Source organism: Anaerorhabdus sp. (genome assembly GCF_036641015.1).
In the GTDB taxonomy this organism is placed as follows: Bacteria; Bacillota_I; Bacilli_A; order Erysipelotrichales; family Erysipelotrichaceae; genus Anaerorhabdus.
This window is the reverse complement of the sequence record NZ_JAVWFO010000001.1, coordinates 64,498-89,662: the sequence shown is the minus strand read 5'-3', so window position 1 is coordinate 89,662 and position 25,165 is coordinate 64,498. Positions and strand designations below refer to the sequence as shown.

Genomic DNA, 25,165 nt, shown 5'->3' with positions numbered 1-25,165 from the left:
AGATGTTATTATTTTACCATTTTTTATTAATAATTCAAGTAGGGCAATCATTTTTGTATTTAATAAATTTTAAATATTAATAAAATCTTAAGGAAGTCTTAAGTTTATCATTAACCAAATGCTGTATACTTCATTTTGCGTCAAGCAAGAGGAGAAATTATGAAAAAAATATTATTTAGTTTATTAGCACTAACACTTATTGCAGGTTGTTCAAGCAAGCCGGCTGAAACAACACCGACAACTACTCCAGAATCAACAGATGTTCCAACTACAACACCAGATGCTGCACAACAACCATCTACGGGTGAAGTATTAAGTGCATGTGAAGTTATTTCTGATAATGATACAGTTATTACTACATTTAATGGTACTGACGGTGTTATATCTGAAATTAGACAAGAAATACATTATGGTATTACTGAAGATAGAACATTAGAATCATTAAAGAAATCAATTGAAGCAGATGCTGGATTTTTTAAAGGAATTGATGGAGTTACATATGAAATAATAGAAAATGAAAAAGAAGTTATTCAAACTGTAACTTATCAACTAGACAAAATGGATGAAGAAACATTGGCACTTGTTGGAATGGATGCGCTTGCAAATACAGATGGAAAATTCATTAAAGATGATGTTGTTAAAGTATTTGAAGATATGGGAGCTACTTGTAAATAAGCGCCTACTAATGATTGACACTCTTAGGTAAATTGGATATGATTATTACGCTATGAAACGGAGTAGTAATTAGAAGTCTAAATATAGAGAGTCAAGGGTTGGTGCAACTTGATATTAGATACTGGTGAACTCACCGTAGAGCTGAATCTGAATAAAAGGATTCCGTATAATCTGCGTTAAGGAGAAATTAAGGGCATGACTTTGTCATGAACTAAGGTGGTACCGCGTAATTTAACGTCCTTAGATTTAAGGGCGTTTTTATATTTTAAGGAGGAAATTATGGAATTTAATCATGTAGAATCAGAAAAAAAGTGGCAAGAATATTGGGATAAGAATAAAACATTTGAAACTAATGTTTGGGATTTTAGTAAGCCTAAGTTCTATGCATTGGATATGTTCCCATATCCATCAGGACATGGATTACATGTAGGTCATCCAGAAGGATATACAGCTAGTGATATTGTATGCCGTATGAAAAGAATGCAAGGATTTAATGTATTGCATCCAATGGGATTCGATTCATTTGGGTTGCCTGCCGAGCAATACGCTATTCAAACTGGAAATCACCCTGAAGGATTTACATTAGACAATATCAAAACATTTACAACACAGTTGAAAATGTTAGGTTTTTCTTTTGACTGGGATAAAGAAGTATCAACTTGTGATCCTCATTTTTATAAATGGACTCAATGGATTTTCAAGCAATTATATGAGGATGGGTTAGCTAAGTATGTTGATTTTCCTGTTAACTGGTGTGAAGAATTAGGAACTGTATTAGCTAATGATGAAATTATTGATGGTAAATCAGAGAGAGGTGGATATCCCGTTGTTCGTAAAATGATGAAACAATGGGTTATTGATATTGTTAAATATGCTGATCGATTACTTGATGGATTAGATGAAATTGATTGGCCAGAATCTACTAAAGAAATTCAACGTAATTGGATTGGTAAATCACGTGGAGCTCATGTGAATTTTAAAGTAGATGGACATAATGAACAATTCACTGTATTTACAACACGTTGTGATACTTTATTTGGGGCTACTTATTGTGTATTGGCTCCTGAACATGATTTAGTTGATAAAATTACTACTATTGAGCAAAAAGAAGCAATAACTAATTATAAAAATGAATGTGCTTCTAAATCTGATATGGAACGTACAGAACTTAATAAAGATAAAACAGGAGTATTTACTGGTGCTTATGCAATTAATCCAGTAAATCAAAAGAAAGTTCCTATTTGGATTAGTGATTATGTACTGGCTTCATATGGTACTGGAGCAATTATGGCTGTTCCTGCTCATGATGAAAGAGATTATGAGTTTGCTAAAAAATTTGGAATTGAAATTATACAAGTTCTTGATGGTGAATCAGTTGAAGAAAAAGCAATGGTTGATGATGGAATTCATATTAATTCAGATTTCTTAGATGGAATGAATAAAGAAGATGCAATTAATGTTATGATTGCATGGCTTGAAACGAATAAAGTTGGAGAAGCTAAAATTAATTATCGTTTGCGTGAATGGATATTTGCAAGACAACGTTATTGGGGTGAACCAATTCCAGTAGTTCATTTTGATGATGGAAGTATGGAAGCGTTAAATGATGATGAGTTACCGTTAATATTACCTGAATTAAGTGATTATAAAGGATATGGTGGTAAATCACCACTTGATAAAGCAACTGATTGGGTAAGTGGAGAAAGAAATGGAAAGCATTATCATAGAGAGACGAGTACAATGCCAGGTTCTGCTGGAAGTAGTTGGTATTTCTTGCGATATATTGATTCACATAATGAACAAACATTTGCTGATAAGAAACTACTAGAACATTGGATGCCGGTAGATTTATATATCGGAGGACCAGAACATGCAGTAGGTCATTTATTATATTCTCGTATGTGGAATAATTATTTATATGATAAAGGCTTAGTTCCATGTAAAGAACCATTTAAAAAATTATTCCATCAAGGAATGATCTTAGGTGAAAATGGTGAAAAAATGAGTAAGTCTCGTGGTAATGTAATTAATCCGGATGATATTGTTCAAGCATATGGAGCTGATACATTACGTTTATATGAAATGTTTATGGGACCACTTGAAGCAAGTAAACCATGGAATGATAAAAACGTAGAAGCTTCTAGAAAATGGTTGGATCGTGTATGGCGTCTATTTATTGATTCAGATAGACTTACTGATGTAAATGATGGATCATTGGATTATTCATATAATGCGACAGTTAAAAAGGTTACAAATGATATTGAAACATTAAATATGAATACTGCAATTTCACAAATGATGATTTTTATTAATGATTGTTACAAACAAGAAAAAATATATCGTGAATATGCATTAAACTTTATTAAGATGTTATCGTGTTATGCTCCTCATATATGTGAAGAAATGTACCAAATCTTAACTGGTAAAGATACAATTACTTATGAATCTTGGCCAACTGTTGATGAGAGTAAACTTGTATTAAGTGAAGTTGAAATGGTTGTACAAGTTAATGGAAAGATTCGTGGTAAATTTACTGTAACAAAAGATGAAGACAGTAAGAAAGTTGAAGAAATTGCATTGAATATTGATACAGTTAAAGCACAAACTGATGGAAAGACTATTAAAAAAATTATAGTAATTCCTAATAAAATAGTTAATATTGTAGCAATCTAACACAAAACGATAGTCATCTGACTATCGTTTTGTATGCTTATTGATAATTGCATGGATTAAATAAGTTTCTACTAGTGAGATTACGTTATTTTTGATATAATTTTATAGCGAGGTGTACATATGAGTTTTACTGTAACAATTGAACAATTTGAAGGTCCATTAGATTTAATGCTTCACCTTATTAAGGAGCAAGAATTAGATCTTTTTGATTTAGATATAAGTGCATTGACAGATCAATATTTAAATTATCTTAGTCATATGGAAGATTTACATCTAGAGGTCGCAAGTGAATACTTACTTGAACTTGCTACACTTATTGAATACAAAAGTAAAAAAATCCTTCCTAAGGATGATACTATATTAGGTGATGAATATGAAGAAGACCCTAAAGATCGTTTAGTAAGACGATTATTAGAGTATCAACAATTCAAAGAGGTTAGTGAAGAATTAAGTGAATTATTTCATCAAAGAATGATGCAAATGTCTAAGCCAATATCTATTGAAGTTGAAGAATGGACAAAACCTAAAACAGAAAATGAACCAATTAATGGAACACCGTATGATTTAGTAAAAGCTATGAATAAATGTTTACGAAGACTTCAATTATCAAAACCTATTGAAACTAAATTTACTGCTAAGGAGTTGTCTATGGAAGATCGCTCATTGCAAATTAGAGCGCGGTTAAAAGATTTACCAGAAACATTTGCTTTTGAAACACTACTAGATGATTGTACTGATATGCAAATGGTTATTGTAACATTCTTATCAATATTAGATTTAGCAAGACAACATACATTGGTATTTACTATCGATGATAAAGAAACAATTTGGTTTAAGAGGGGGTAATGATAATGACAGAAATCCTTAATGATGAGCAAACAGAAGTTGTTGAAGAAATCACAACAGAAATTGAAGAAAAAATTGATGAAGCTATTGAAGAAAATAATAAAGTTGAAGAAGGTAACCGAGCAGGTACAATTCTTGAAGGGTTGTTGTTTATTGTTGGCGAAGAAGGTATTACATTGCAACAAGCTAGTGAAGTTTTAGGCATTAGTTTTGAACGCTGTGAGACAGAGTTTAAACTATTACAAGATGCTTATGCGGATGATTGCCGTGGTTTTGAAATAGCTAACTATGGTGGTGTGTATAAGTTTTTATCTAAAGCAATTGTTCATCCATACGCAGAAAAATTATTTCAAACAACAAAGACTGCAGGTATTTCGCAAGCAGCATTAGAAACTTTAGCTATTATAGCTTACAAGCAACCTATCACTCGTGTTGAAATCGAAGAGATACGTGGCGTTGGATGTGACATGATGTTGCGAAAACTTGAAGCTCGTAACTTGATACGTGAAAATGGTAGAAGTGAAGCACCAGGTAGACCAATTTTATATGAAGTTACAGATGAATTTATGGATAGCTTTAAACTGTTAAGTTTAGAAGAGTTACCTAAATTACCTGAATTTGATACAGAAGCTAACAACGAAAATCTATTTGACTAAGTGGGTGAAGAACCCACTTTTTCTTTAATTAATGAATGAATACTAAGTATTGGAAGATTTACATTAAAAATTATGAGATACCAAGAAAAAAAACTTGTAATGAGTGGCTCGGTTGTGTATACTATCTTTGTGATTGAAAGATCACATTTGCTTGTATATGTGTCAATAAATGGCTGACATGTTTCTACCCACTAGCCAATAGTGGACTACAAGTAAACCTTTTCCCCTTAATACGTGATAGGTTTACTTTGTAATGGAGGAAAAAGGATGTTTACTATTACAAAATTACAAACAAATAGAAATTAACTACATATTGCTTTCAATATGTATTTTTATTTTTACGGAGGGTGCATGATGGATGAATTTAGAGAATTAATGGGTAATAAACTTAATGAAGAGTGTGGATGTTTCGGAATTTATAATGTGAAGGATGCAGCAAGTTTATCATACTTTGGCTTACATGCTTTACAACATCGTGGACAAGAAGCGTGTGGTATTGCAGCAAGTGATAATAAAAATATTACTTGTTATAAAGGCAAAGGCTTAATTAGTGAAGTGTTTAATAATAAAATCATTGATGAATTACCAGGTAAACATGCGGTAGGTCATGTTCGTTATGCTGCTGCACATCAAAATCAAATTGAAAACGTACAACCAATTATGGTGCGTGCCCATCAAGGATCTTTTGCTTTAGTTAATAATGGACAAATTGTTAATGCTAAAGAGATAAAAATTGAATTAGAAAATAGTGGTAGTATCTTCCAAGGTACTAGCGATAGTGAAATCTTCTTGCATTTAATTCAAAAAGAAGAAGGAACGATGGTTTACAAAATAATGAATGCATGTGCCAAACTTGAAGGTGCGTTTGCGGTTATTATTATGACTAAAGATTGTATGTATGCAGCACGTGATAAAAATGGATTAAGACCATTATCAATTGCTAAACTTGAAGATGGTTATTGCATCTCTAGTGAAAGTTGTGCATATGATATAGTAAATGCAAAATTTATTCGTGATGTTGAACCAGGTGAAGTAGTTAGAATTGCACATGATGGTGTTCAGTCATTCAAGTATACTGATAAAGTTCAAAAAAAGATGTGTGCAATGGAATATATTTACTTCGCTCGTCCAGATAGTGTAATTGAAGGGGTAAATGTTCATAATGCTCGTAAACTTTCTGGCAAATTATTAGCTCGTAAAGATAAAGTGAATGCAGATATTGTCATAGGTGTTCCAGACTCATCACTAAGTGCAGCAATTGGTTATGCAGAGGAAAGCGGTTTACCTTATGAAATAGGTTTAATTAAAAATCGTTATGTTGGTAGAACATTTATTCAACCAACACAAAAACAAAGAGAACGTGGTGTACGCATGAAACTAAGTGCTATCTCAGCTATTGTTAGTGGTAAGCGTATTGTCATGATCGATGACTCAATAGTTCGTGGTACTACTATGAAACGAATTGTTCAGCTATTAAAAGATGCAGGAGCTAAGTCTGTTCATGTACGTATTGCATCTCCAGAATTTAAATCTCCTTGTTTCTATGGGGTTGATACATCATCATATGATGAATTAATAAGTTCTAAACTAAGTATAAAAGAACTAAAGGATTATATAGGGGCAGATAGTTTAAAATTCTTAACGATTGATGAAGTAAAAGAGGCAAATGGTACGGATTTATGCGTTGCTTGCTTTAGTGGTAAATATCCAACTAATCTATTTTCACTAGGAAACATTATAAAGAAGTAGTAAAATGAAACAGGATGAAAATCCTGTTTTCTATTGGAGGAGATATGGGGAGTATTGTTAATGCGATATGCATTGTAATCGGAGGATTGCTTGGAATATTATTGAAAAATGGAATAAAAAAGAATGTACAGGATAGTATTTATATCGCTATTGGAATTTGTATTTTAATTATTGGAATAAATGGTGTCATATCTAATATGGCAGTTGTAAATGGAAATATAATATCAACAAACGGTGAGTTAATATTAGTAATTTCTATAGTTATTGGAACACTTATTGGTGAGTCATTAGATATCGATTCTTTCTTAAATAACTTATCTGTAAAAATTGAAAAAAAGTTTAATTTGGCAGGATTTGCAAGTAGTTTTGTTGCGGCATCAATTATATTTTGTGTGGGTGCTATGGCAATAATTGGTTCAATAAATGATGGACTTTTACATAACCCTAATGTTCTATATGTAAAAAGTATTCTCGATGGTATAACAAGTATTATATTAGCTGCAACACTAGGCATGGGGGTAATTTTTGCATCAGTTCCGGTATTAATATATCAAGGAATAATTACTCTATTAGCGGGTTCATTATCGGGAATCTTAGTGGGTGAGTTTTTAAGACAATTGTGTATGGTGGGATATGCGTTGGTATTGTGTATCGGTATAAATTTTATTGCACCAGGTAAACTAAAAATTGCGAATATGTTACCTTCATTAATTGTTGTAATAGTTATAAATGTTATATTGATGTTTATTTAGTTCATTTGTGATATTATAAAATACGTTGAAAGGTGGTAAGTTAAATGAGTAGTTGTAATCATGATTGTGGATCTTGTAGTCAAAGTTGTTCAGAGCGTACGAACCCTGAAAGCTTCTTAATCAAGCCACACAAAGATAGTAATATTAAAAAAATCATTGGTGTTGTAAGTGGTAAGGGTGGGGTAGGTAAAAGCCTAGTTACCAGTATGCTTGCGACCGCAATGTCACGTAAGGGATTTAATGTGGGCGTATTGGATGCTGATATTACAGGACCTAGTATGACAAAAGTATTCGGTATAACTGGCAAAGCTGAAGGAACACAAGATGCGATTTATCCATGTGTTACAGAAGGTGGAATTCAAGTAATGTCAATTAATATGATGCTTGAAACAGATGAAACACCAGTAATTTGGAGAGGACCTGTTATTGCGGGTATTGTTAAACAATTTTATACCGATGTTGTTTGGAATGATGTGGATTATTTATTTGTAGACATGCCTCCTGGAACGGGTGATGTACCATTAACGGTATTTCAGTCATTACCATTAGACGGTATTGTCATTGTCACATCTCCACAAGAATTAGTTAGCATGGTTGTAGCAAAAGCAATTAATATGGCTAAAATGATGAAAATCAATGTTTTGGGTATTATAGAAAATATGAGTTATGTTCAATGCGATGAATGTGATCATAAAATATATGTTTTCGGTGAGAGTCATATATTAGAAATTGCAAGGGATGCTGGATTGGAAGTACTAGCACAATTGCCATTGGATCCAATGATTGCTAGCCTATGCGATGCTGGAAACATTGAAGTTGTTGATACACGAAATTTAGATAAAGCAATTACAAAAATTGAAGGGCTTAATAAATAGCCCTTTTATTGTATTCACGCAAAATTCACATAGCATGGTGTATAATAAAAATGGTGATAAAAATGAAAATATTAATCGTTGATGACGAAGTAAAAATTAGAGAAATGATACGTAAATATGCGCAATATGAAGGATATGAAGTAACGGAAGCAATCGATGGTTTAGATGCTGTTGAAAAATGTGCTGATAATAATTTTGATTTAATTGTTATGGATGTTATGATGCCAAACCTGGATGGCTTTTCAGCGTGTAAAGAAATTAGGAAGATGAAAGATATCCCAATTATCATGTTAACGGCCTTAGGAGAAGAGTATGATAAAATTCATGGATTTGATTTAGGTATTGATGATTATGTTGTTAAACCATTTTCTCCTAAAGAGTTGATGATGCGTATACAAGCTATTTTGAAACGCACAAAATCACAAAGCGAGTTAACGGAAGTATTTACACAAGAAGGATTAACGGTAGATTTTACTGCACGTATTGTTGAAGTTGATGGAGTAAAAACACAACTATCTCCTAAAGAATTTGATTTGCTTGAATTTTTAATTCGTAATCAAGGAATAGCATTAACGCGTGATAAATTGTTACAAAAAGTATGGGGTTATGATTTCTTTGGTGATGACCGTACCCTAGATACACACATTAAATTATTACGTAGAAATTTAGGACCTTATAACAAATTTATTGTTACATTAAGAGGGGTAGGTTATCGTTTTGAAAAAGCCGATTAAATTACAATGGAAGTTATTTATTTATTTACTAACTTTTATGTTTGGTATTCTTGCGATACTTTGGTTATTTCAAATCGTATTACTTCAGCCATTATATGAATCAAATAAAATTAATGTTGTTAAAGATGTTGCGAATAATATAGCTAAAGTAATTGATAAAGAAAACTTAGATGTATATGTTGAATCTATTTCGAAACAAAATGATTTATGTGTATCGGTTATTACGGATACTAATAATGTCACTTCTAATAATTTGTCAGGATGTTCAATAGATAGAATTCCGTTGGATAAATTATATGAATATTATTCATTGGCACAAGAGAATGGTGGAAGTTATTTAGCTAAAACAGATTTAATTGAAATGACATTTAATTTTAATAATCCAGATTCTTTTACACCTAGAAATAAAGGTGATAAAAATATAGTTTATACCAAAGTTGTTATGTCAACTACTGGTACACCTAATATTATTTTGGTGAATTCAAGGGTGACTAGGATTAATGCTGCGACTCAAACGTTGTCTGATCAACTGTTTGTAATTGCTGGGATAATATTTATAGGTACTATTGGGTTAGCATTTTTCTTATCTAAAAAAATTGTTAAGCCGATAGCGGATATAACAAAGTCTTCGAAGAGTTTAGCTAAAGGTTCATATGACAACACAATAAATGAAAAGGCATATCAAGAAGTTCATGCCCTAAATGACACTTTAATTGATGCATCGGTTCAAATACAAAAAGCAGATCAAGCAAAACGAGATCTTATCGCTAATGTATCACACGATTTAAGAACGCCACTTACTATGATTAGTGGCTATGGAGAAATGATGCTAGATTTACCTGATGAAAAAACGGATGATAATTTAAAAGTTATTATTGAAGAATCTAAACGATTAACATTAATAGTAAATGATTTATTAGATTTATCACGATTAAGTGAAAATAAAATTAACTTACAAAAAGAACAAATAAATTTAACACAATGTATTAAAGATGTTATTAAAACATATGAAACTTATTTAAGACAAAATAAATTTGAAATTGAATATATATATGATAAGGAAATTGAAATAACTGCGGATTCAACAAGGCTCATGCAAGTATTACATAATTTTATTAATAATGCGATAAACTATTCTAATGATTCAAGAAAAGTAATTGTTAGACAATCTGTTGTTGATAATAATGTAAGAATTGAGATTCAAGATTTTGGAATGGGTATAGATGAGAATCAATTATCACTTATATGGGATCGCTATTACAAAGTGGATAAAGAACATACTCGTGTTGAGCAAGGATCAGGAATTGGATTGGCCATTGTAAAAGAAATATTAGAATTACATAAATTTAAATATGGTGTAAATTCAAAATTAAATGAAGGTTCGACATTTTATTTTGAAGCGCCAATTAGAAGAGGCGATGAGTAATCGCTTTTTCTTGTTAGATTGATTACTTTGAATTATAATACTATTTACTTGAGGTGATGGTGAATGAAAATTGCAATTATTGGTTACAGTGGATCTGGAAAATCTACGCTTGCTAAACAATGTTCAAATTTATTGAATATCCCTTGTTGTCATTATGACAAAATACAATTCATTGAAAATTGGAAAGAACGAAGTCAAGAAGACAAAGAAATACTTGTAGAAGAGTCGCTCAATCAACAATCGTGGATTATTGATGGTAATTACTTTTCTTTTCAAATGGATAGAAGATTAGAAGATGCAGATAAAATAGTTTATATGAATTATCCAAGAAGAATATGCTTAATTAGAGCATTTAATCGATATTTTCAGAATAGAGGTAAATCTCGTGACTCCATAACAGAAGGTTGTATAGAGAAAATTGATATTGAATTCATTATGTGGATATTATTTAATGGATGAAATAAAAAAATAAGAAATCTTTATAAAAACATTCAAAAAAAATATCATCATAAATTTATAGAATGTAAAAATGATAATGATACAAAAAAATTTTTAAACACAATTTAAGTAGGGAAACCTACTTTTTTTCTATTTAGAAATATTTCGAAATAGATATTGATTTTTTGAAAATAAGGTTCATAATGTATTTAGAAAGTTATCTAAATAGGTGGTGATGAAAGAGGATGAGTATAAATGATACTTTAAAAGCAATTTCCGATCCGATAAGGAGAAATATTTTAGAACTACTAAAGAATGGAAAAATGTCAGCAGGAGATATTGCAGAAAAATTTGACTTAACAAATGCAACTGTTTCATATCACTTATCTCAACTCAAAAAAGCTGGATTAGTAAATGAAGAGAAGCAAAAAAACTTTATTTATTATGAGATAAACTTATCTGTTTTTGAAGATATTTTGATGTGGATACAGCAATTAGGAGGATAGAATGATGAGTAATGTAAAATGGAAAACACTTATTATTACGAGTTTACTTTGCTTAGCGCCAATACTTATTGGGGCCTATTATTACAGCGAATTACCTGAAATGGTAGCAATTCACTTTAACTTTAAAGGCGAACCAGATAGTTACATGCAAAAAAATTATTTTGTGTTTCTATTACCAATTTTAATGGCGTTATTACAAGTGTATCTTTGTTATAAAAATGATGTTGTAAATAATGGGCTTAAGACACCTAAAGTTGAATATATATTTAAATCGGTTATACCGTTAACAAGTATTATTGTATATTTGCTTAGTATGGGAATAACAATGGGTATTCAATTAGATTTAAGAAGAATTATGTTAGTGTTTTTGGGAATATTATTTATTTTAATAGGTAATTATATGCCTAAGACAAGTGGATATTATCGAACTAAAGTGATGCTGAATGGCAATTTAACAGGACTAGGATTTATTAAAAATTATTATAATATGGACCCGGATTTACGTAAAAGGCACTACACTGTATTTGGATATATATTGTTTATAATTGGAATTATTTATTTGTTTTCAATTTTCTTAAACGAAGTATTTACAATGTATATTCTAATAGGAACTATTTTAATAGTGTTAATTTATACGGTTTTAATTTATTTTCAAATGAGCAAAAAGGCTTAGTGAAAGAGGGATAAAATGTTAGAAATTAAAGATTTCCATAAATCATATGGACAAAAAGAAATTGTTAAAGGTATCAACATCGAAGTTAAAAGTGGAGAAATATTTGGGTTTATTGGTCACAATGGTGCAGGGAAAACAACAACTATAAAAAGCATTGTAGGTATTCTAGATTTTGAGCGTGGTGAAATATTAATTGATGGTAAAAATATTAAGAAAGATCCAATTGCTTGTAAGCAAATACTTGCATATATACCTGATAACCCAGATTTATATGAGCATTTAACAGGTATTAAATATATTAATTTTATTTGTGATTTATATAGTATACCAAATGAAGATCGTTATGAAAGAATTCAAGAATTATCTAAAGAATTAGAATTTGATACTAATTTAGGAGATTCTATAAGTTCTTATTCTCACGGTATGAAACAAAAGCTAGCTTTGATTGCGGCGTTTGTACATAAACCTAAATTGCTTATTCTAGATGAGCCATTTGTAGGGTTGGATCCTAAGGCGGCATTTACATTAAAAAAGAGAATGCGTAAAATCTGTGATGAGGGTTGTTCAATATTCTTTTCCTCTCATGTATTGGAAGTAGTAGAGAAGCTATGTGATAAAGTAGCTATATTAAAAGATGGAGCAATTGTATTGCAAGGGGAAACGGATGAAATTATTCGTAATGAATCATTAGAAGAAATCTTCCTAGGTTTAGAGTAATGAAAAAATTTTTTGAAATTGCAAAAATACAATTAGCAATAATGACAAGTAATACCACTAAAGCTGGGTCTGGAACTTTGTCTAGTAAAATTTTGTTGTTTGTTATTGTTGCTTCAATGATTTTTGCTTCAACAGTTTATAGCTTTGGTATTTATTCTAGTTTACCTGTTGGTAATAAAGAATTGGTTTTATACTCAATGGCAACTGTTTCTGTGTTGATTATTTTCATCTTTTCAATTACAACAGCACAAGGACAATTATTTCAATTTAGAGATTTTGAAATGCTAATGACATGGCCAATATCAAGAACAACAGTATTCTTAGCTAAGGTAATTTCATTTGTAGCAATTATGTTAATGTATAGTATATTAATAATGTTACCTGCATTGCTTGTATATGGATATTTACAATCAATGGGAATTTTGTTTTATCTATTAGGTGTTGTTGGGATGTTCTTTAATATATTAATTCCTATTACTTTGTCTAGTATGATTGCGTTCTTTATTCGTAAAGTTGCAGGTAATGGAAAATATAAAAACTTATTTGTAAATCTAGGTTCAATTATAATGTTTGGTGCTATTATGATTTTCTCGTTTTCATTATCGTCAGTTGAAGAAACTGTTATTTCTATCGATGTTGTGACAAATATAATAGGTTATATCAAAACATATTTATATCCAATTTACTTATATGTTCATAGTTGTATTACTGGTAATATTTTTGAATTGTTATTATCAATCCTGATAAATGTAGTTGTGTTTATGGTGTTTGTACTTGTGTTTAGTAGAACGTTTGTAAAAATTAATAGTACCGTTCAAACTGGTTATAAAAACAAGAATTTCAAACTAAGAAAAGAAGGTGGTAAATCACCATTATTAGCATTATGTTTGAAAGAGTTAAGTAAGTTTACATCTAATATGATGTATTTTATGAACATGGGCATGGGGCAAGTTATGCTTGTTATTGGTGGTGTTTATTTATTACTTAATAAAAGTTTAATTATGGATGGCTTAAAACAATTTGAGTTATTAGGTTTCGATATTTTACCGACATTATTTGGATTAGTTTGTACAGCAATTTGTTTATTTGCATTTATGACACCAACAGCAGCTGTTAGTATATCACTAGAGGGTAAACAGTTTTGGATAACTAAAACTTTACCTGTGTCAACTGAGACTATCTTCATTTCTAAAGCATTGGCAAATGCTATAATAATATGGCTACCTTCATCTATTGGATTTATATTGATCAGCCTTGGTTTAGGGTTTACGTTGCTTGAAATAATTATGGGATTAGTGTTGATATTTTTAATGGGTATTTTAATTGGATTATTAGGTGTTTTTATAAATATTAATTTTCCTAAACTTGAATTTGATAGAGAAATACTTGTAATTAAACAAAGTACTAGTTCATTTGTAGCGATACTAGGTGGAATGGTTGTTGGAGCTTTAATCGTTTTTGCTTATATTAACATTGCTCCTGCAATTGGTGAATATATCTTCATCATGTTACTAATCATTGCAATTCTATTTATTAATTTGGGTATATGGATTTACCTAAAAAAAATAGGGGTTAGGAAATTCTACGAGTTGTATTGATTATATTAAAATGCAAAGAACCATCTATTCACTTCAAAATAGATGGTTTTTATGTGTTATAATGCAATTATTCATCATGAAGATGAATTGGAGTATTATACAAGGATTAAGTTTTAGTGTTAAAGGTGGTAAGTATGTATATAAGAAAATATGAACCAAGTGATTGTTTCTATTTATATCGATTATTTTTTGATACTGTTCATTCTATTAATTTAAAAGATTATAATGAACAACAAGTAAATGCATGGGCAACGAATGAGGTAGATTTGGAAAAAATGAATCGTTCATTTATGAATCATATAACTTTGGTAGTGGTAAGTGACGATTGTATTGTGGGGTTTGGAGATATTGATCAAACAGGTTATCTTGACTATTTGTATGTTCATAAAGATTATCAAAGACAAGGTATCGCAACGATGTTGTGTGATGAATTGGAAAAAAATGTAATAAATAATGTGATAACAACACATGCATCGATTACAGCAAAACCATTTTTCATGAAACGTGGTTATAATTTAATAAAAGAACAACAAGTTGAAAGAAAAGGGATTTTCCTTACAAATTTTGTGATGGAAAAGTGTTTATGAAATAAATATTAAAGCATATCGCTTGCCTTTTTGATACTTAATATCAATAATAATAGTGGAGGATATATTATGGGTTTAGAACAACTAATAACAATGGGTCCTATAGCTTTGGCACTATGTGCATCGTTATTTACATGGTTTATGACAGCTTTAGGTGCAGCTTTAGTATTTTTCTTTAAAGATATTAATCAAAAGGTATTAAATGGCATGTTAGGTTTTGCGTCTGGAGTAATGATTGCGGCTAGTTTCTTTTCGCTATTGGCTCCTGCAGTTGATATGGCGGAAGAATTAAATATGACTGCTTGGATAGTAGTGGCAATTGGGTTTTTGGCTGGTGGAATCTTCTTGTGGATATCTGATCATACAATTCCTCATATGCACTTTCAAGATAAAACGCATCATGAAGAAGGTATTCATACAAAACTGAAGAGAAGTATCTTGCTTGTGTTCTCAATTACACTACACAATATTCCAGAAGGTTTAGCAGTAGGTGTGGCATTTGGTGCGTTAGCACAACATGCTAGTGTTCCAGAATTAATGGCAGCTTTCACAGTTGCATTAGGGATTGGAATTCAAAATTTTCCTGAAGGAGCAGCAGTTTCAATTCCATTGAGAAAAGAAGGGTTGTCACGTACAAAATCATTTCTTTATGGTCAAGCAAGTGGTTTGGTTGAACCAATATCAGCGGTTATTGGGGCATTCCTAGTAACTGCAGTAAGACCTATTTTACCTTACGCATTAGCATTTGCAGCAGGAGCAATGATTTACGTTGTGACTGAAGAATTGATACCTGAGAGTCAAACGGGTGGTCATGAAGCAACGCATTTCTCTACAATGGGATGTATTGTTGGCTTTGTGATTATGATGATTTTAGATGTAGCATTTGGATAAATAATGCTTTATCTATATAAAATTGAGTTATAATAAGAAAAAGGAGAGATGAAAATGAAAGACTTAAAAGGAACAAAGACTGAAAAGAATTTAATGGATGCATTCTCTGGCGAAAGCCAAGCTCGTAACAAGTATACTTATTATGCTAGCAAAGCTAAAAAAGAAGGTTATGAACAAATAGCTGCATTATTTTTACAAACTGCAGAAAATGAAAAAGAACATGCAAAATTATGGTTTAAATTATTCCATGGTGTTGGTGATACAATGGAAAATTTGAAAGATGCTGCTGCTGGTGAAAATTATGAATGGACTGATATGTATGCACGAATGGCAGATGAGGCGGATGAAGAAGGTTTCCCTGAAATTGCTGAAACAATGCGCGGAGTAGCTGCCATTGAAAAAACACATGAAGAACGTTATAACAAATTATTAGCTAATATTGAAAATGGTGAAGTATTTGTTAAGAAAGAAGATACTGTTTGGGAATGTCGTAACTGTGGACATTTATATATTGGTAAAAATGCCCCTGAAGTTTGTCCAGTATGTACTCATCCTAAATCATACTTCATGGTTCATCCAACAAATTATTAATTTATTTGAACATCTAGTAAGCTTTGCTAGATGTTTTTCTTTTTTTGACTAATAAACAAAAAAAAGAAGAAACATTAATCTTGTTTCTTCTTTCTATCAGGTGTACTTTTTCTTTCTCTAACTGGTTTGTCATCACTTGATTTCTTAGTTCTAGAGAAACTTCTTTCTCTAGTTGGCTTATCATCACTTGATTTTTTGTCTCTAGAGAAACTTCTTTCTCTAGCTGGTTTATCATCACTTGATTTTTTGTCTCTAGAGAAACTTCTTTCTCTAGCTGGCTTATCATCACTTGATTTTTTATCTCTAGAGAAACTTCTTTCTCTTCCAGAACTTCTATCTCTAGTGCCTCTATCACGACTTGAGCTTCTTTCGCCACTAAAGTTTCTATCTTTACTTGATCTTGAATTTGAACTACCTAGTTCAGTTACTTCGATATTATAACCTTTAATTGTAGTATTCTTTAAATCATTAAGGATACTAGATACAACTTCTTTTGGAACATCTACTGTAGTAGAACGTTCACCAATGTTGATCTTTCCAATGTCTTTACCACTTAATCCAGTAGCTTCTGCTATAGCACTTAAGATATGAGCAGGACTTACTTTGTGACGGTTACCAACATTGATTTCAAGAGTTGTTTTATCTTTAGAGTTTACACGTAGTGAATTTGGTTCCTTTTGAGGAGTTTTAATTTCAACTAATAAAGTTGATGAGAACATATTGTTAGCTAGAGCTAGCGCTAATTCTCTTTCACTAAATCCTTGTCCGATGAATTCATTTACTAATTCTTCGATTTCTTTTGTAACTGAAGTATTTAACATGTTGTTAATATCTTGTTTAACTTGATTAGTACGTACCTCACGAATCATCTTTTGGCTAGGTAAAGGTTTAACTTCAATCTTAGCTTTTGTTGTACGTTCAAGTTCTCTAACTAAATTTCTTTGTCTAGCAGTTAATAAAGTAACAGCTAATCCTTCTTTACCAGCACGTGCAGTTCTACCGATACGATGAACATAGTATTCAGCTTCTTGAGGGAAATCGAAGTTATAAACAACATCCATGCTGTCTACATCGATACCACGAGCTGCAACGTCAGTTGCTACTAGGATATTAATCTTCTTCTTCTTGAAGCGTTCCATAACGTTGGCACGAGCTTCTTGCTTCATGTCACCATGGATTGCAGCGGCAGGATATCCTTTAGCCACCAATTCGCTTGTTAAATCATCAACCATTTTCTTAGTGTTACAGAAGATCATTGCTAGATTAGGACGTTGTAATTCAATTAATTGAATTAATACTTCACGTTTGTCACTTTGCTTACATTCATAAACTACTTGTTCGATTTTTGCAGCAGTAAGTTCAGTTACTGGTGTTTTAATATGAACAGGGTTAGTTTGGTAAGTTCTAGTGATTTCTAGAATTGCCTTAGGCATTGTTGCAGAGAAAAGAATAGTTTGTCTTTCTTCTGGTAATTCGTTAATAATTGATTCAATATCTTCTCTAAATCCCATGTTAAGCATTTCATCTGCTTCATCTAAGACTAGTTTATTACAGTTTTCCATCTTTAATGTATGTCTGCGTAAATGGTCTAGAACACGTCCTGGACATCCAACAACGATGTCACAACCTTTCTTAAGATCTTGAATTTGTTTAACTATAGGAGTTCCCCCGTATAGACAAACTGTTTTAAGACCTTCTTTGTATTTTGCAAACTTACGGATTTCTTCTACTACTTGTAAAGCAAGTTCACGAGTAGGGGTAAGGATTAGCGCTTGAGGTCTCTTGTGATCAGTAATTTTTAATTCTTCGATTAATGGTATGCCAAAAGCAGCTGTTTTACCAGTTCCTGTTTGTGATTGTCCTAAAATGTCGCCACCTGTTAAAATAACAGGTATACATGCACTTTGGATATAAGTAGCTTCGTTATACCCGCAATCTTGAATTGCACGAAGCATTTCTTTTGATAATTGTAATTCGTTAAATTTCATAGTTTATTTTCTCCAAAGGAACACTATATCATAAAGATAAGGATATGTATACTTTTAATTCTTTGTGAAAGGTTTAACTAATACGGTATATGTTGATTTTTATTTATAAAGGAGTAAACTAATATTTGCTATAGATTAAAGGGGATATTATGGATAAATCTAATATGTCTATACGACAAATACTATTTAAAAAAGTTGGTCCAATGGCAATGATTGCTCTTAGTTTTGCATTTGTTATTTTAACTGGAGCTATTCTATTAAGTTTTCCATTTGCCAATGTTGGCGTTCCAAAGCCATTTATTGATCATTTATTCGTTTCGACGAGTGCTACATGTGTTACTGGTCTTGTCCCATATTCTATTTTAAGTCAATATAATATGTGGGGGCAAATTGTAATTATCGGTTTGATGCAAGTTGGTGGACTTGGATTGATGACATTACTAACATTAATGCTTTCACTTATGAAACATAAAATATTTTTAGGTGAGAAAAAAATTATTCAAGATTCATTATCTAAGAATGATATGAAAGATATTCCTAAGTTTATTAGGAGTATTGTTTTATACACTTTGATATTTGAAACTATTGGATTCTTGTTATTCGCTACTAAATTTGTACCTGAATATGGTTGGTTTCATGGTATCTTCAATTCTATTTTCTTATCTGTATCAGCATTTTGTAATGCTGGACTTGATAATATAACTCACTCAAGTTTAATACCATTCGTTAATGATCCACTAATTAACTTTACGGTGGCTGGACTAATCATTACTGGTGGTATTGGATTTGTAGTTTGGTTAGATTTACGTAAAAATATTGGTGATTTATTCGCAAAGCGTAAAAACTTTAGGAAGTTTATTAGTACGTTATCGGTACATACAAAAGTTGTATTACTTATGACTGTTGGGTTATTATTATCCGGAACTGTGATTATCTATTTATTAGAACATAATAATCCAGCAACACTTGGACCTTTAAGTGAAAGTAGTAAGTGGATGGCTTCATTCTTCCAATCAACTACATTGAGAACAGCAGGTTTTGCTACGCTGCCTATTGCAGCATTAAAACCAGCTACTCAATTTATTATGTGCTTATATATGTTTATTGGTGGATCACCTGGAGGAACTGCTGGGGGTATTAAAACCACTACATTTGCAATGTTATTTATATTTGTATTATTTATTTTAAGAAATGATAATCATATTAATGTAATGAAAAGAGATATACCACGTGTAAACTTTATGAAAGCTTACGTTGTTACTATTATCTACTTGACAGCATTAGTTATTGCGATTATTGTGTTATGTATTTCTGAGACTGCGCCATTCTTAGCGATTATATTTGAATGTTTCTCGGCAATCGCAACTGTAGGGCTATCAATGGATTTAACACCACTACTTTCGGTAGTTGGTAAACTGGTCATTATCGCTTTAATGTTTATCGGTCGTGTTGGACCAATAACAATTGTAGTATTAATATTTAGGGTTAATTCGCGTAAGAAATTAACAAACGAAGTATCGTATGCACACGGGGACATTTTAATAGGTTAGGAGAAAACTATGTCAAACAAAACAAAAACATATGCAATCTTAGGATTAGGAATATTTGGTTCAACAATTTCTAAAACATTATCAGACTACAACTATGAAGTAATCGCAGTGGATAGTGATATTACTTGTGTTGATCGTGTTGCTGAATATGTTACTAATGCCGTACAAGCGGATATTACTGATATCGAACAATTACGTGCTATTGGAATTCAGGACTGTGATGTCGCAGTAGTTGCTACAGGATCACACTTGGAAGATAGTATTATGGCAATAATGAATCTAAAAGAATTAGGTGTTCCTTATATTTTAGCTAAGGCAAAAAATAAGAAGTATATGCAAATATTTGAAAAAATTGGTGCTGACCGTGTTATCCGTCCTGAAAAGGAAATGGGTGAACGTGTTGCCAAACAATTAGTATCAAAGAATATTGTTGATTTAATAGATATTGATTCAGAGTATAGTGTAGTAGAAATTATTGCACCAGAAATTTGGGTTGGTAAGCCACTTAAGGATTTAAACTTACGTGCAAAATATGGAATAAATATCTTAGGAATACGTAAAAAACCAAAAGAACATTTATCAATTTCACCTAATGCAGATTACGTAATTGAATTGGATGATCGTTTGTTAGTTATTGCGGATAATACAGTATTTAAAAAATTCGATAAAAACTTCAACTAATATAAAAAATATGTTATGATATTTCCAGCGTAAAGGAGGTGACATCATGTCAGTCAATAAATTTAGTTATAAACCAAATGGGACTTGCTCAAGACTCTTTGAATTTGAGTGTGAAGATAATATAATTAAAGATGTACAAATAACTGGTGGATGTGATGGCAACCTAAAAGGAATTTGTAGTATTATCAAGGGCAAGACCGTAGAAGAAGTGATAAGTGCTTTTAACGGGATTACTTGTGGTAACAAGAATACTTCTTGTCCAGATCAAATCGCCAAATGCTTAGCGGAGCAATTTCGTTAAATTATAAAAAGCACGTAAGTGTTTTTTATTTTTGTATTTTAAAGGGGGAAGCAGTACATGAATACATGGACTTTTGTAAAGAAGTATTGTAAAAATAATCAAGGTAAATTGCTACTTATGCTTATAGTTACATTACTCTATGCATTACTAAACCTAGTTTCACCACTAATATTTAGTTTTTTTATAGACAATATCATAGATAATCAACCAATAACAAATACTTTGTTTAGTTCCTTATTAAATTTTCTAGGAGGGCGTGACTATGTGCGCGATAACCTATGGATAGGAGCGGTACTGGTTTTATTAGTAAGTGTATTCTTATGCATATCAGTATTTATTCGAGGAAGAATGAACGGAATTATTTCGGAAAACATGAGTTATCATATACGTAATGATTTATATGATCATTTACAACATTTACCATATTCGTATCATGTAGGTGCAAAAACAGGTGACTTAGTTCAACGTTGTACAAGTGATGTAGAACAAGTTCGTAAAGTGTTTGCAGGACAATTGTCGGAAATGATATATTCTGTTGCAACAGCATTTATTGCTATTGTCGTTTTATTTTCAATTTATCCACCAATGGCTGTTTTATCGATTATCAGTATGCCATTATTGATATTTTACGCTTATATCTTTTTCAAAAATACTCAGAAAACATTTTTAGATTCAGATGAAGCTGAAGGTGTAATGACTACAACTATTCAAGAAAGCTTATCTGGAATTCGTGTTATTAAGGCTTTTAATAGAGAAAGATATGAAATTGATCGATTTGAAAAGAAAAATGAAGTATTTAAAGATTTAACTTTTAAATTAATTAGATTACTGGGACTGTATTGGAGTACGAGTGATTTAATTTGTTTATCACAAATATTATTAATTCTCGTTGTAGGAATATATCAAGCAATCGCGGGGAACATAACAGTTGGGAATTTCTTTGTGTTCATTTCGTATGAAACTATGATTTTATGGCCGATTAGAAACTTGGGAAGAATATTAGCTGATATTGGTAAAGCAACTGTTTCAGCAAAACGTTTAAATGAAATATTTAATAGTCCTATAGAAGATGCTACTAATGGTGAAACACCAAATGTTAAAGGAATGATTGAATTTAATCATGTTGACTTTCAATACCATGATGCTAATGAACCAATTTTAAAGGATATTACTTTTACAATTAATCCAGGTGAAACTGTCGCAATTATAGGTCCGACAGGTGCTGGTAAATCTACTTTAGTTCACTTACTATCGCGTTTATATGATTACACTGGTGGATCATTAAAAATAGATGGCAATGAATTAAATACTATTCAAAGAGAACATATTCGTAAAAATATAGGAATTGTATTACAAGAACCATTTTTATTCTCTAAATCAATTCACGATAATATACGTTTGGCTAATCGCTTTAATGATGATGCTAAGGTAGAAAGAGCTGCACGTGTGGCTTCTGTTCATGAGGTTATTCAAGAATTTGAACAAGGATATGATACTTTGGTAGGTGAGAAAGGTGTAACTCTATCTGGGGGACAAAAGCAACGTATTGCTATTGCAAGAACAATTATCAATGAAACACCGATTCTTATTTTTGATGATAGTTTAAGTGCTGTAGATACTGAAACTGATGCCCATATTAGAGGAGCATTAAATGAATTAAATAAAGAAACAACAAAAATCATTATTACACAACGTGTTTCTTCTGCACAGGATGCAGATAAAATTATCGTAATTGAAGACGGTAGAATTACACAAATTGGTAATCATGAATCATTGATAAATCAAGATGGATTATACAAACGAATTTTTGAAATACAAAGTTCATTTATTCGAGGAGGTGATGACAATGACTAATCGTTTCCAAGAACAAGAATATAATACCGATTCTCTAGAAATTGGTCTTTGGCGCAAAATTCTAGGACTGATGCATTCTCAAAAGAAAAACTTGTATATTTTATTCTTACTTAATTTGTTTATTGCAGTATTGGATGTAGCATTTCCATTCATGAATAAGATTGCAATTGACTACTTTGTTGGTAAAGGTGTTATTGATTCGCAATTAACGTTATTTGCTGTAATATTTATTATTGGTATCATTGCACAGGCTAGTATTGTTTATTTATTCTTTTTGCAAGCAGGAAAAATCGAAATGAATTTCGCTTTTGAAGTGAGAGAAAAAGCATTCCATAAACTTCAATCACTTTCATTCTCGTATTTTGACAAAACGCCAATTGGCTGGTTAATGGCACGTATGACAAGTGATATTGGACGTTTAGCTGAAATACTATCGTGGAGTTTAATGGATTTAGTATGGGGTTTTAGTGTAATGATTGGTGTAACTATAGTTATGTTAATTGTTAACTGGAAACTTGCTTTAATGGTATTAATAGTAGTTCCTATTTTAGCTTATATAAGCGTTTGGTTTCAAATTCGAATTCTAAAAAATTATCGATCTGTAAGAAAAATAAACTCTCGTATTACAAGTGGGTTTAATGAAGGTATTACAGGCGCTAAAACTACAAAAACGCTTGTTCTTGAAGAAAAAAACTTTCATGAGTTTAGAGAAGATACTGCTTTAATGCGTAAATCTAGTATCAAAGCTGCTACCTTGTCTTCCTTATTTATGCCTTTAGTAATGGGGCTTGGATCAATTAGCACTGCTGCTATTCTTTGGTATGGTGGTTATGAAGTGCTATTAGGTACGCTACAATTTGGAACACTAATGATGTTTACTCAATATGCAACGCAATTTTTTGAACCTTTACGTCAAATTGCAAGATTAATTGCTGAACTACAAATGGCACAAGCCAGCGCTGAACGAGTATTAGGGTTATTAGATAGTAAACCAGAGATTGTTGATACACCAGAAGTTATTGAAAAATATGGTACATTGTTTGATCCAAAGACAGAAAACTATGAACCAATCAAAGGAAATGTAGAATTTAGAAATGTTTCATTTCATTATTTACCAGGAGAGCCAGTATTGAAGAACTTTAACTTAAAAGTTAAAGAAGGTCAAACTGTTGCGCTTGTTGGTGAGACAGGATCTGGTAAGAGTACAATTGTGAATTTATTATGTCGTTTCTATCAACCAGTTGAAGGTGAAATCTTAATTGATGGGGTAGAGTATCGTGAAAGATCTTTAGGGTGGTTAAGATCACGTTTAGGTTATGTTTTACAATCACCACATTTATTTTCTGGTACAATTAAGGAAAATATTCGTTTTGGTCGTCTTGATGCGACAGATGAAGAAATTATTGAAGCATGTAAATTAGTTAATGCTCATGATTTTATATCAAAACTTGAAAATGGCTATGATACTGAGGTTGGAGAAGGTGGAGGTAAACTGTCTACTGGTCAAAAACAATTGATATCATTTGCTAGAGCAGTACTTGTTAATCCTCGTATTTTCGTATTAGATGAAGCTACATCTTCGATTGATACTGAAACAGAACAAATCATTCAGCACACAATTGATCATGTTTTAACTCATCATACAAGTTTTATTATCGCTCATAGATTGTCAACAATCGTAAATGCCGATATAATCTTAGTTATAAAGAAGGGCGTTGTAGTTGAATCTGGTACTCATACTGAACTGATGGATAAAAAAGGATATTATTATCGTTTATATACCAATCAGTTTACAGAGGATCTAGAAAATCAATTACTGCATAAAGGATAGATTAATGATTTCTTATAGAACAGAGAGTGTTGTTGATACAACAATTGAAGATGGGATATGGCTAGATTTCCTTGAACAAACTTGGATCTTCTTTATAAAAGATAAAGTTTGGGTTGATGAAGAAATACAACTTTTTAGAAGGAATAAAATACATTTAAGTTATTTTCAAAAAGGAGTAATTGATGGCTTCTTATTAGAGGTTAATGATATGATTGAAACCTCAGATATACCATTTTGTATCTTAGATGCAACTAAGGAATTCCTAAATACACTTAAGGATAATCAAAATTACAATGCCTTATTTTTATTGATTGATGGTTCAAATAAGATTTGTGCGAGAAAAGAAGGGTCAATGTCATTTGAAGTTAGCTCTGCAATTAAACATGCATTACGTGAACAAAGAATGAATGATTATGATGAAAAAGCATTTAATATAGCCCTTACTAAGATGCAAAAAAGATATGAACCTTATGAGTTAGAAGAATTCATTAAAACTTCTCAAGATTTCTAAAAAAGAAATAGATTTGTTAAAGACTAGTGTTGAACTAGTCTTTTTGGTATAATATTCCAATG

General features: G+C 31.3%; 24 protein-coding genes, 1 riboswitch and 1 other annotated feature. Of the genes, 23 read left to right on the top strand and 1 reads right to left on the bottom strand.

Annotation, left to right across the window (positions count from 1 at the left end; translation table 11 throughout):
- Positions 1–159 precede the first annotated feature (159 nt).
- The 17 genes from RR430_RS00410 (at position 160) to rbr (ending at position 16,387) form a co-directional block, all read left to right on the top strand.
- Positions 160–675: a hypothetical protein gene (locus RR430_RS00410; RefSeq protein WP_332486742.1), complete on the top strand. Its 516-nt coding sequence runs from the start codon at positions 160–162 to the stop codon at positions 673–675.
- 43 nt (positions 676–718) lie between these two features.
- Positions 719–920: a binding site (T-box leader), on the top strand.
- A 34-nt stretch (positions 921–954) separates the two neighbouring features.
- A complete protein-coding gene (leuS, locus tag RR430_RS00405; RefSeq protein WP_332486744.1) occupies positions 955–3,348 on the top strand; it encodes a leucine--tRNA ligase in 2,394 nt (797 codons plus the stop codon).
- A gap of 120 nt (positions 3,349–3,468) precedes the next feature.
- The gene (locus tag RR430_RS00400) at positions 3,469–4,194 is read left to right on the top strand and encodes a segregation and condensation protein A (RefSeq protein ID WP_332486746.1); all 726 of its coding nucleotides are present in this window, start codon (positions 3,469–3,471) and stop codon (positions 4,192–4,194) included.
- A gap of 5 nt (positions 4,195–4,199) precedes the next feature.
- Positions 4,200–4,850: an SMC-Scp complex subunit ScpB gene (gene scpB / locus RR430_RS00395; protein ID WP_332486747.1), complete on the top strand. Its 651-nt coding sequence runs from the start codon at positions 4,200–4,202 to the stop codon at positions 4,848–4,850.
- A gap of 131 nt (positions 4,851–4,981) precedes the next feature.
- Positions 4,982–5,079: riboswitch (purine riboswitch) on the top strand.
- Positions 5,080–5,204: 125 nt separating this feature from the next.
- The gene (gene purF / locus RR430_RS00390) at positions 5,205–6,599 is read left to right on the top strand and encodes an amidophosphoribosyltransferase (RefSeq protein WP_332486748.1); all 1,395 of its coding nucleotides are present in this window, start codon (positions 5,205–5,207) and stop codon (positions 6,597–6,599) included.
- Positions 6,600–6,643: 44 nt separating this feature from the next.
- Positions 6,644–7,351, top strand: coding sequence for a DUF554 domain-containing protein (locus RR430_RS00385; protein ID WP_332486749.1), 708 nt, complete (start codon positions 6,644–6,646; stop codon positions 7,349–7,351).
- Between the two features lie 44 nt (positions 7,352–7,395).
- Complete coding sequence (locus RR430_RS00380; RefSeq protein ID WP_332486750.1) at positions 7,396–8,226, top strand: Mrp/NBP35 family ATP-binding protein; 831 nt, start codon at positions 7,396–7,398, stop codon at positions 8,224–8,226.
- A gap of 62 nt (positions 8,227–8,288) precedes the next feature.
- A complete protein-coding gene (locus tag RR430_RS00375; protein WP_332486751.1) occupies positions 8,289–8,960 on the top strand; it encodes a response regulator transcription factor in 672 nt (223 codons plus the stop codon).
- Positions 8,944–10,386, top strand: coding sequence for a HAMP domain-containing sensor histidine kinase (locus RR430_RS00370; RefSeq protein ID WP_332486752.1), 1,443 nt, complete (start codon positions 8,944–8,946; stop codon positions 10,384–10,386). Before RR430_RS00375 ends, RR430_RS00370 begins: the two co-directional genes overlap by 17 nt.
- 63 nt (positions 10,387–10,449) lie before the next feature.
- Positions 10,450–10,845, top strand: a complete 396-nt coding sequence (locus RR430_RS00365) for a DNA topology modulation protein FlaR (RefSeq protein WP_332486754.1) — start codon at positions 10,450–10,452, stop codon at positions 10,843–10,845.
- A gap of 224 nt (positions 10,846–11,069) precedes the next feature.
- The gene (locus tag RR430_RS00360) at positions 11,070–11,330 is read left to right on the top strand and encodes an autorepressor SdpR family transcription factor (RefSeq protein ID WP_332486756.1); all 261 of its coding nucleotides are present in this window, start codon (positions 11,070–11,072) and stop codon (positions 11,328–11,330) included.
- Positions 11,331–11,334: 4 nt separating this feature from the next.
- Positions 11,335–12,003 (top strand): DUF1648 domain-containing protein, encoded by a 669-nt coding sequence (locus RR430_RS00355; protein WP_332486757.1) that lies wholly within the window; start codon positions 11,335–11,337, stop codon positions 12,001–12,003.
- A gap of 15 nt (positions 12,004–12,018) precedes the next feature.
- A complete protein-coding gene (locus RR430_RS00350; RefSeq protein WP_332486758.1) occupies positions 12,019–12,720 on the top strand; it encodes an ABC transporter ATP-binding protein in 702 nt (233 codons plus the stop codon).
- Positions 12,720–14,318 (top strand): hypothetical protein, encoded by a 1,599-nt coding sequence (locus RR430_RS00345; protein ID WP_332486760.1) that lies wholly within the window; start codon positions 12,720–12,722, stop codon positions 14,316–14,318. The genes RR430_RS00350 and RR430_RS00345 overlap by 1 nt, the downstream gene beginning before the upstream one ends.
- A gap of 134 nt (positions 14,319–14,452) precedes the next feature.
- Entirely contained in the window at positions 14,453–14,905 is a 453-nt protein-coding gene (locus RR430_RS00340; RefSeq protein ID WP_332486762.1) for a GNAT family N-acetyltransferase, read from the top strand.
- Positions 14,906–14,974: 69 nt separating this feature from the next.
- Complete coding sequence (locus tag RR430_RS00335; protein ID WP_332486764.1) at positions 14,975–15,796, top strand: ZIP family metal transporter; 822 nt, start codon at positions 14,975–14,977, stop codon at positions 15,794–15,796.
- A 54-nt stretch (positions 15,797–15,850) separates the two neighbouring features.
- Complete coding sequence (rbr, locus tag RR430_RS00330) at positions 15,851–16,387, top strand: rubrerythrin (protein WP_332486766.1); 537 nt, start codon at positions 15,851–15,853, stop codon at positions 16,385–16,387.
- 74 nt (positions 16,388–16,461) lie between these two features.
- Here the strand turns inward: rbr and RR430_RS00325 are convergent, their stop codons facing one another.
- Positions 16,462–18,375, bottom strand: a complete 1,914-nt coding sequence (locus tag RR430_RS00325) for a DEAD/DEAH box helicase (RefSeq protein ID WP_332486768.1) — start codon at positions 18,373–18,375, stop codon at positions 16,462–16,464.
- A gap of 149 nt (positions 18,376–18,524) precedes the next feature.
- Between RR430_RS00325 and RR430_RS00320 the strand changes: the two genes are divergently transcribed.
- The 6 genes from RR430_RS00320 to RR430_RS00295 are packed head-to-tail and all read left to right on the top strand — an operon-like array spanning position 18,525 to position 25,103.
- Entirely contained in the window at positions 18,525–19,925 is a 1,401-nt protein-coding gene (locus RR430_RS00320) for a TrkH family potassium uptake protein (RefSeq protein ID WP_332486770.1), read from the top strand.
- 9 nt (positions 19,926–19,934) lie between these two features.
- Entirely contained in the window at positions 19,935–20,606 is a 672-nt protein-coding gene (locus tag RR430_RS00315) for a potassium channel family protein (RefSeq protein WP_332486772.1), read from the top strand.
- A 46-nt stretch (positions 20,607–20,652) separates the two neighbouring features.
- Positions 20,653–20,907, top strand: coding sequence for a TIGR03905 family TSCPD domain-containing protein (locus RR430_RS00310; RefSeq protein WP_332486774.1), 255 nt, complete (start codon positions 20,653–20,655; stop codon positions 20,905–20,907).
- A 57-nt stretch (positions 20,908–20,964) separates the two neighbouring features.
- On the top strand, positions 20,965–22,761 hold the full coding sequence (locus RR430_RS00305; protein ID WP_332486775.1) for an ABC transporter ATP-binding protein: 1,797 nt from the start codon (positions 20,965–20,967) through the stop codon (positions 22,759–22,761).
- Positions 22,754–24,592: an ABC transporter ATP-binding protein gene (locus tag RR430_RS00300; RefSeq protein ID WP_332486776.1), complete on the top strand. Its 1,839-nt coding sequence runs from the start codon at positions 22,754–22,756 to the stop codon at positions 24,590–24,592. The genes RR430_RS00305 and RR430_RS00300 overlap by 8 nt, the downstream gene beginning before the upstream one ends.
- Positions 24,593–24,596: 4 nt before the next feature.
- Complete coding sequence (locus RR430_RS00295; protein WP_332486778.1) at positions 24,597–25,103, top strand: hypothetical protein; 507 nt, start codon at positions 24,597–24,599, stop codon at positions 25,101–25,103.
- Positions 25,104–25,165 lie beyond the last annotated feature (62 nt).

Excerpts from the sequence above, each read along its gene's own strand:
- RR430_RS00410 (WP_332486742.1), top strand. The coding sequence starts at position 160 with ATGAAAAAAATATTATTTAGTTTATTAGCACTAACACTTATTGCAGGT.
- leuS (WP_332486744.1), top strand. The coding sequence starts at position 955 with ATGGAATTTAATCATGTAGAATCAGAAAAAAAGTGGCAAGAATATTGG.
- RR430_RS00400 (WP_332486746.1), top strand. The coding sequence starts at position 3,469 with ATGAGTTTTACTGTAACAATTGAACAATTTGAAGGTCCATTAGATTTA.
- scpB (WP_332486747.1), top strand. The coding sequence starts at position 4,200 with ATGACAGAAATCCTTAATGATGAGCAAACAGAAGTTGTTGAAGAAATC.
- purF (WP_332486748.1), top strand. The coding sequence starts at position 5,205 with ATGGATGAATTTAGAGAATTAATGGGTAATAAACTTAATGAAGAGTGT.
- RR430_RS00385 (WP_332486749.1), top strand. The coding sequence starts at position 6,644 with ATGGGGAGTATTGTTAATGCGATATGCATTGTAATCGGAGGATTGCTT.
- RR430_RS00380 (WP_332486750.1), top strand. The coding sequence starts at position 7,396 with ATGAGTAGTTGTAATCATGATTGTGGATCTTGTAGTCAAAGTTGTTCA.
- RR430_RS00375 (WP_332486751.1), top strand. The coding sequence starts at position 8,289 with ATGAAAATATTAATCGTTGATGACGAAGTAAAAATTAGAGAAATGATA.
- RR430_RS00365 (WP_332486754.1), top strand. The coding sequence starts at position 10,450 with ATGAAAATTGCAATTATTGGTTACAGTGGATCTGGAAAATCTACGCTT.
- RR430_RS00360 (WP_332486756.1), top strand. The coding sequence starts at position 11,070 with ATGAGTATAAATGATACTTTAAAAGCAATTTCCGATCCGATAAGGAGA.
- RR430_RS00355 (WP_332486757.1), top strand. The coding sequence starts at position 11,335 with ATGAGTAATGTAAAATGGAAAACACTTATTATTACGAGTTTACTTTGC.
- RR430_RS00350 (WP_332486758.1), top strand. The coding sequence starts at position 12,019 with ATGTTAGAAATTAAAGATTTCCATAAATCATATGGACAAAAAGAAATT.
- RR430_RS00345 (WP_332486760.1), top strand. The coding sequence starts at position 12,720 with ATGAAAAAATTTTTTGAAATTGCAAAAATACAATTAGCAATAATGACA.
- RR430_RS00340 (WP_332486762.1), top strand. The coding sequence starts at position 14,453 with ATGTATATAAGAAAATATGAACCAAGTGATTGTTTCTATTTATATCGA.
- RR430_RS00335 (WP_332486764.1), top strand. The coding sequence starts at position 14,975 with ATGGGTTTAGAACAACTAATAACAATGGGTCCTATAGCTTTGGCACTA.
- rbr (WP_332486766.1), top strand. The coding sequence starts at position 15,851 with ATGAAAGACTTAAAAGGAACAAAGACTGAAAAGAATTTAATGGATGCA.
- RR430_RS00325 (WP_332486768.1), bottom strand. The coding sequence starts at position 18,375 with ATGAAATTTAACGAATTACAATTATCAAAAGAAATGCTTCGTGCAATT.
- RR430_RS00320 (WP_332486770.1), top strand. The coding sequence starts at position 18,525 with ATGGATAAATCTAATATGTCTATACGACAAATACTATTTAAAAAAGTT.
- RR430_RS00315 (WP_332486772.1), top strand. The coding sequence starts at position 19,935 with ATGTCAAACAAAACAAAAACATATGCAATCTTAGGATTAGGAATATTT.
- RR430_RS00310 (WP_332486774.1), top strand. The coding sequence starts at position 20,653 with ATGTCAGTCAATAAATTTAGTTATAAACCAAATGGGACTTGCTCAAGA.
- RR430_RS00305 (WP_332486775.1), top strand. The coding sequence starts at position 20,965 with ATGAATACATGGACTTTTGTAAAGAAGTATTGTAAAAATAATCAAGGT.
- RR430_RS00300 (WP_332486776.1), top strand. The coding sequence starts at position 22,754 with ATGACTAATCGTTTCCAAGAACAAGAATATAATACCGATTCTCTAGAA.
- RR430_RS00295 (WP_332486778.1), top strand. The coding sequence starts at position 24,597 with ATGATTTCTTATAGAACAGAGAGTGTTGTTGATACAACAATTGAAGAT.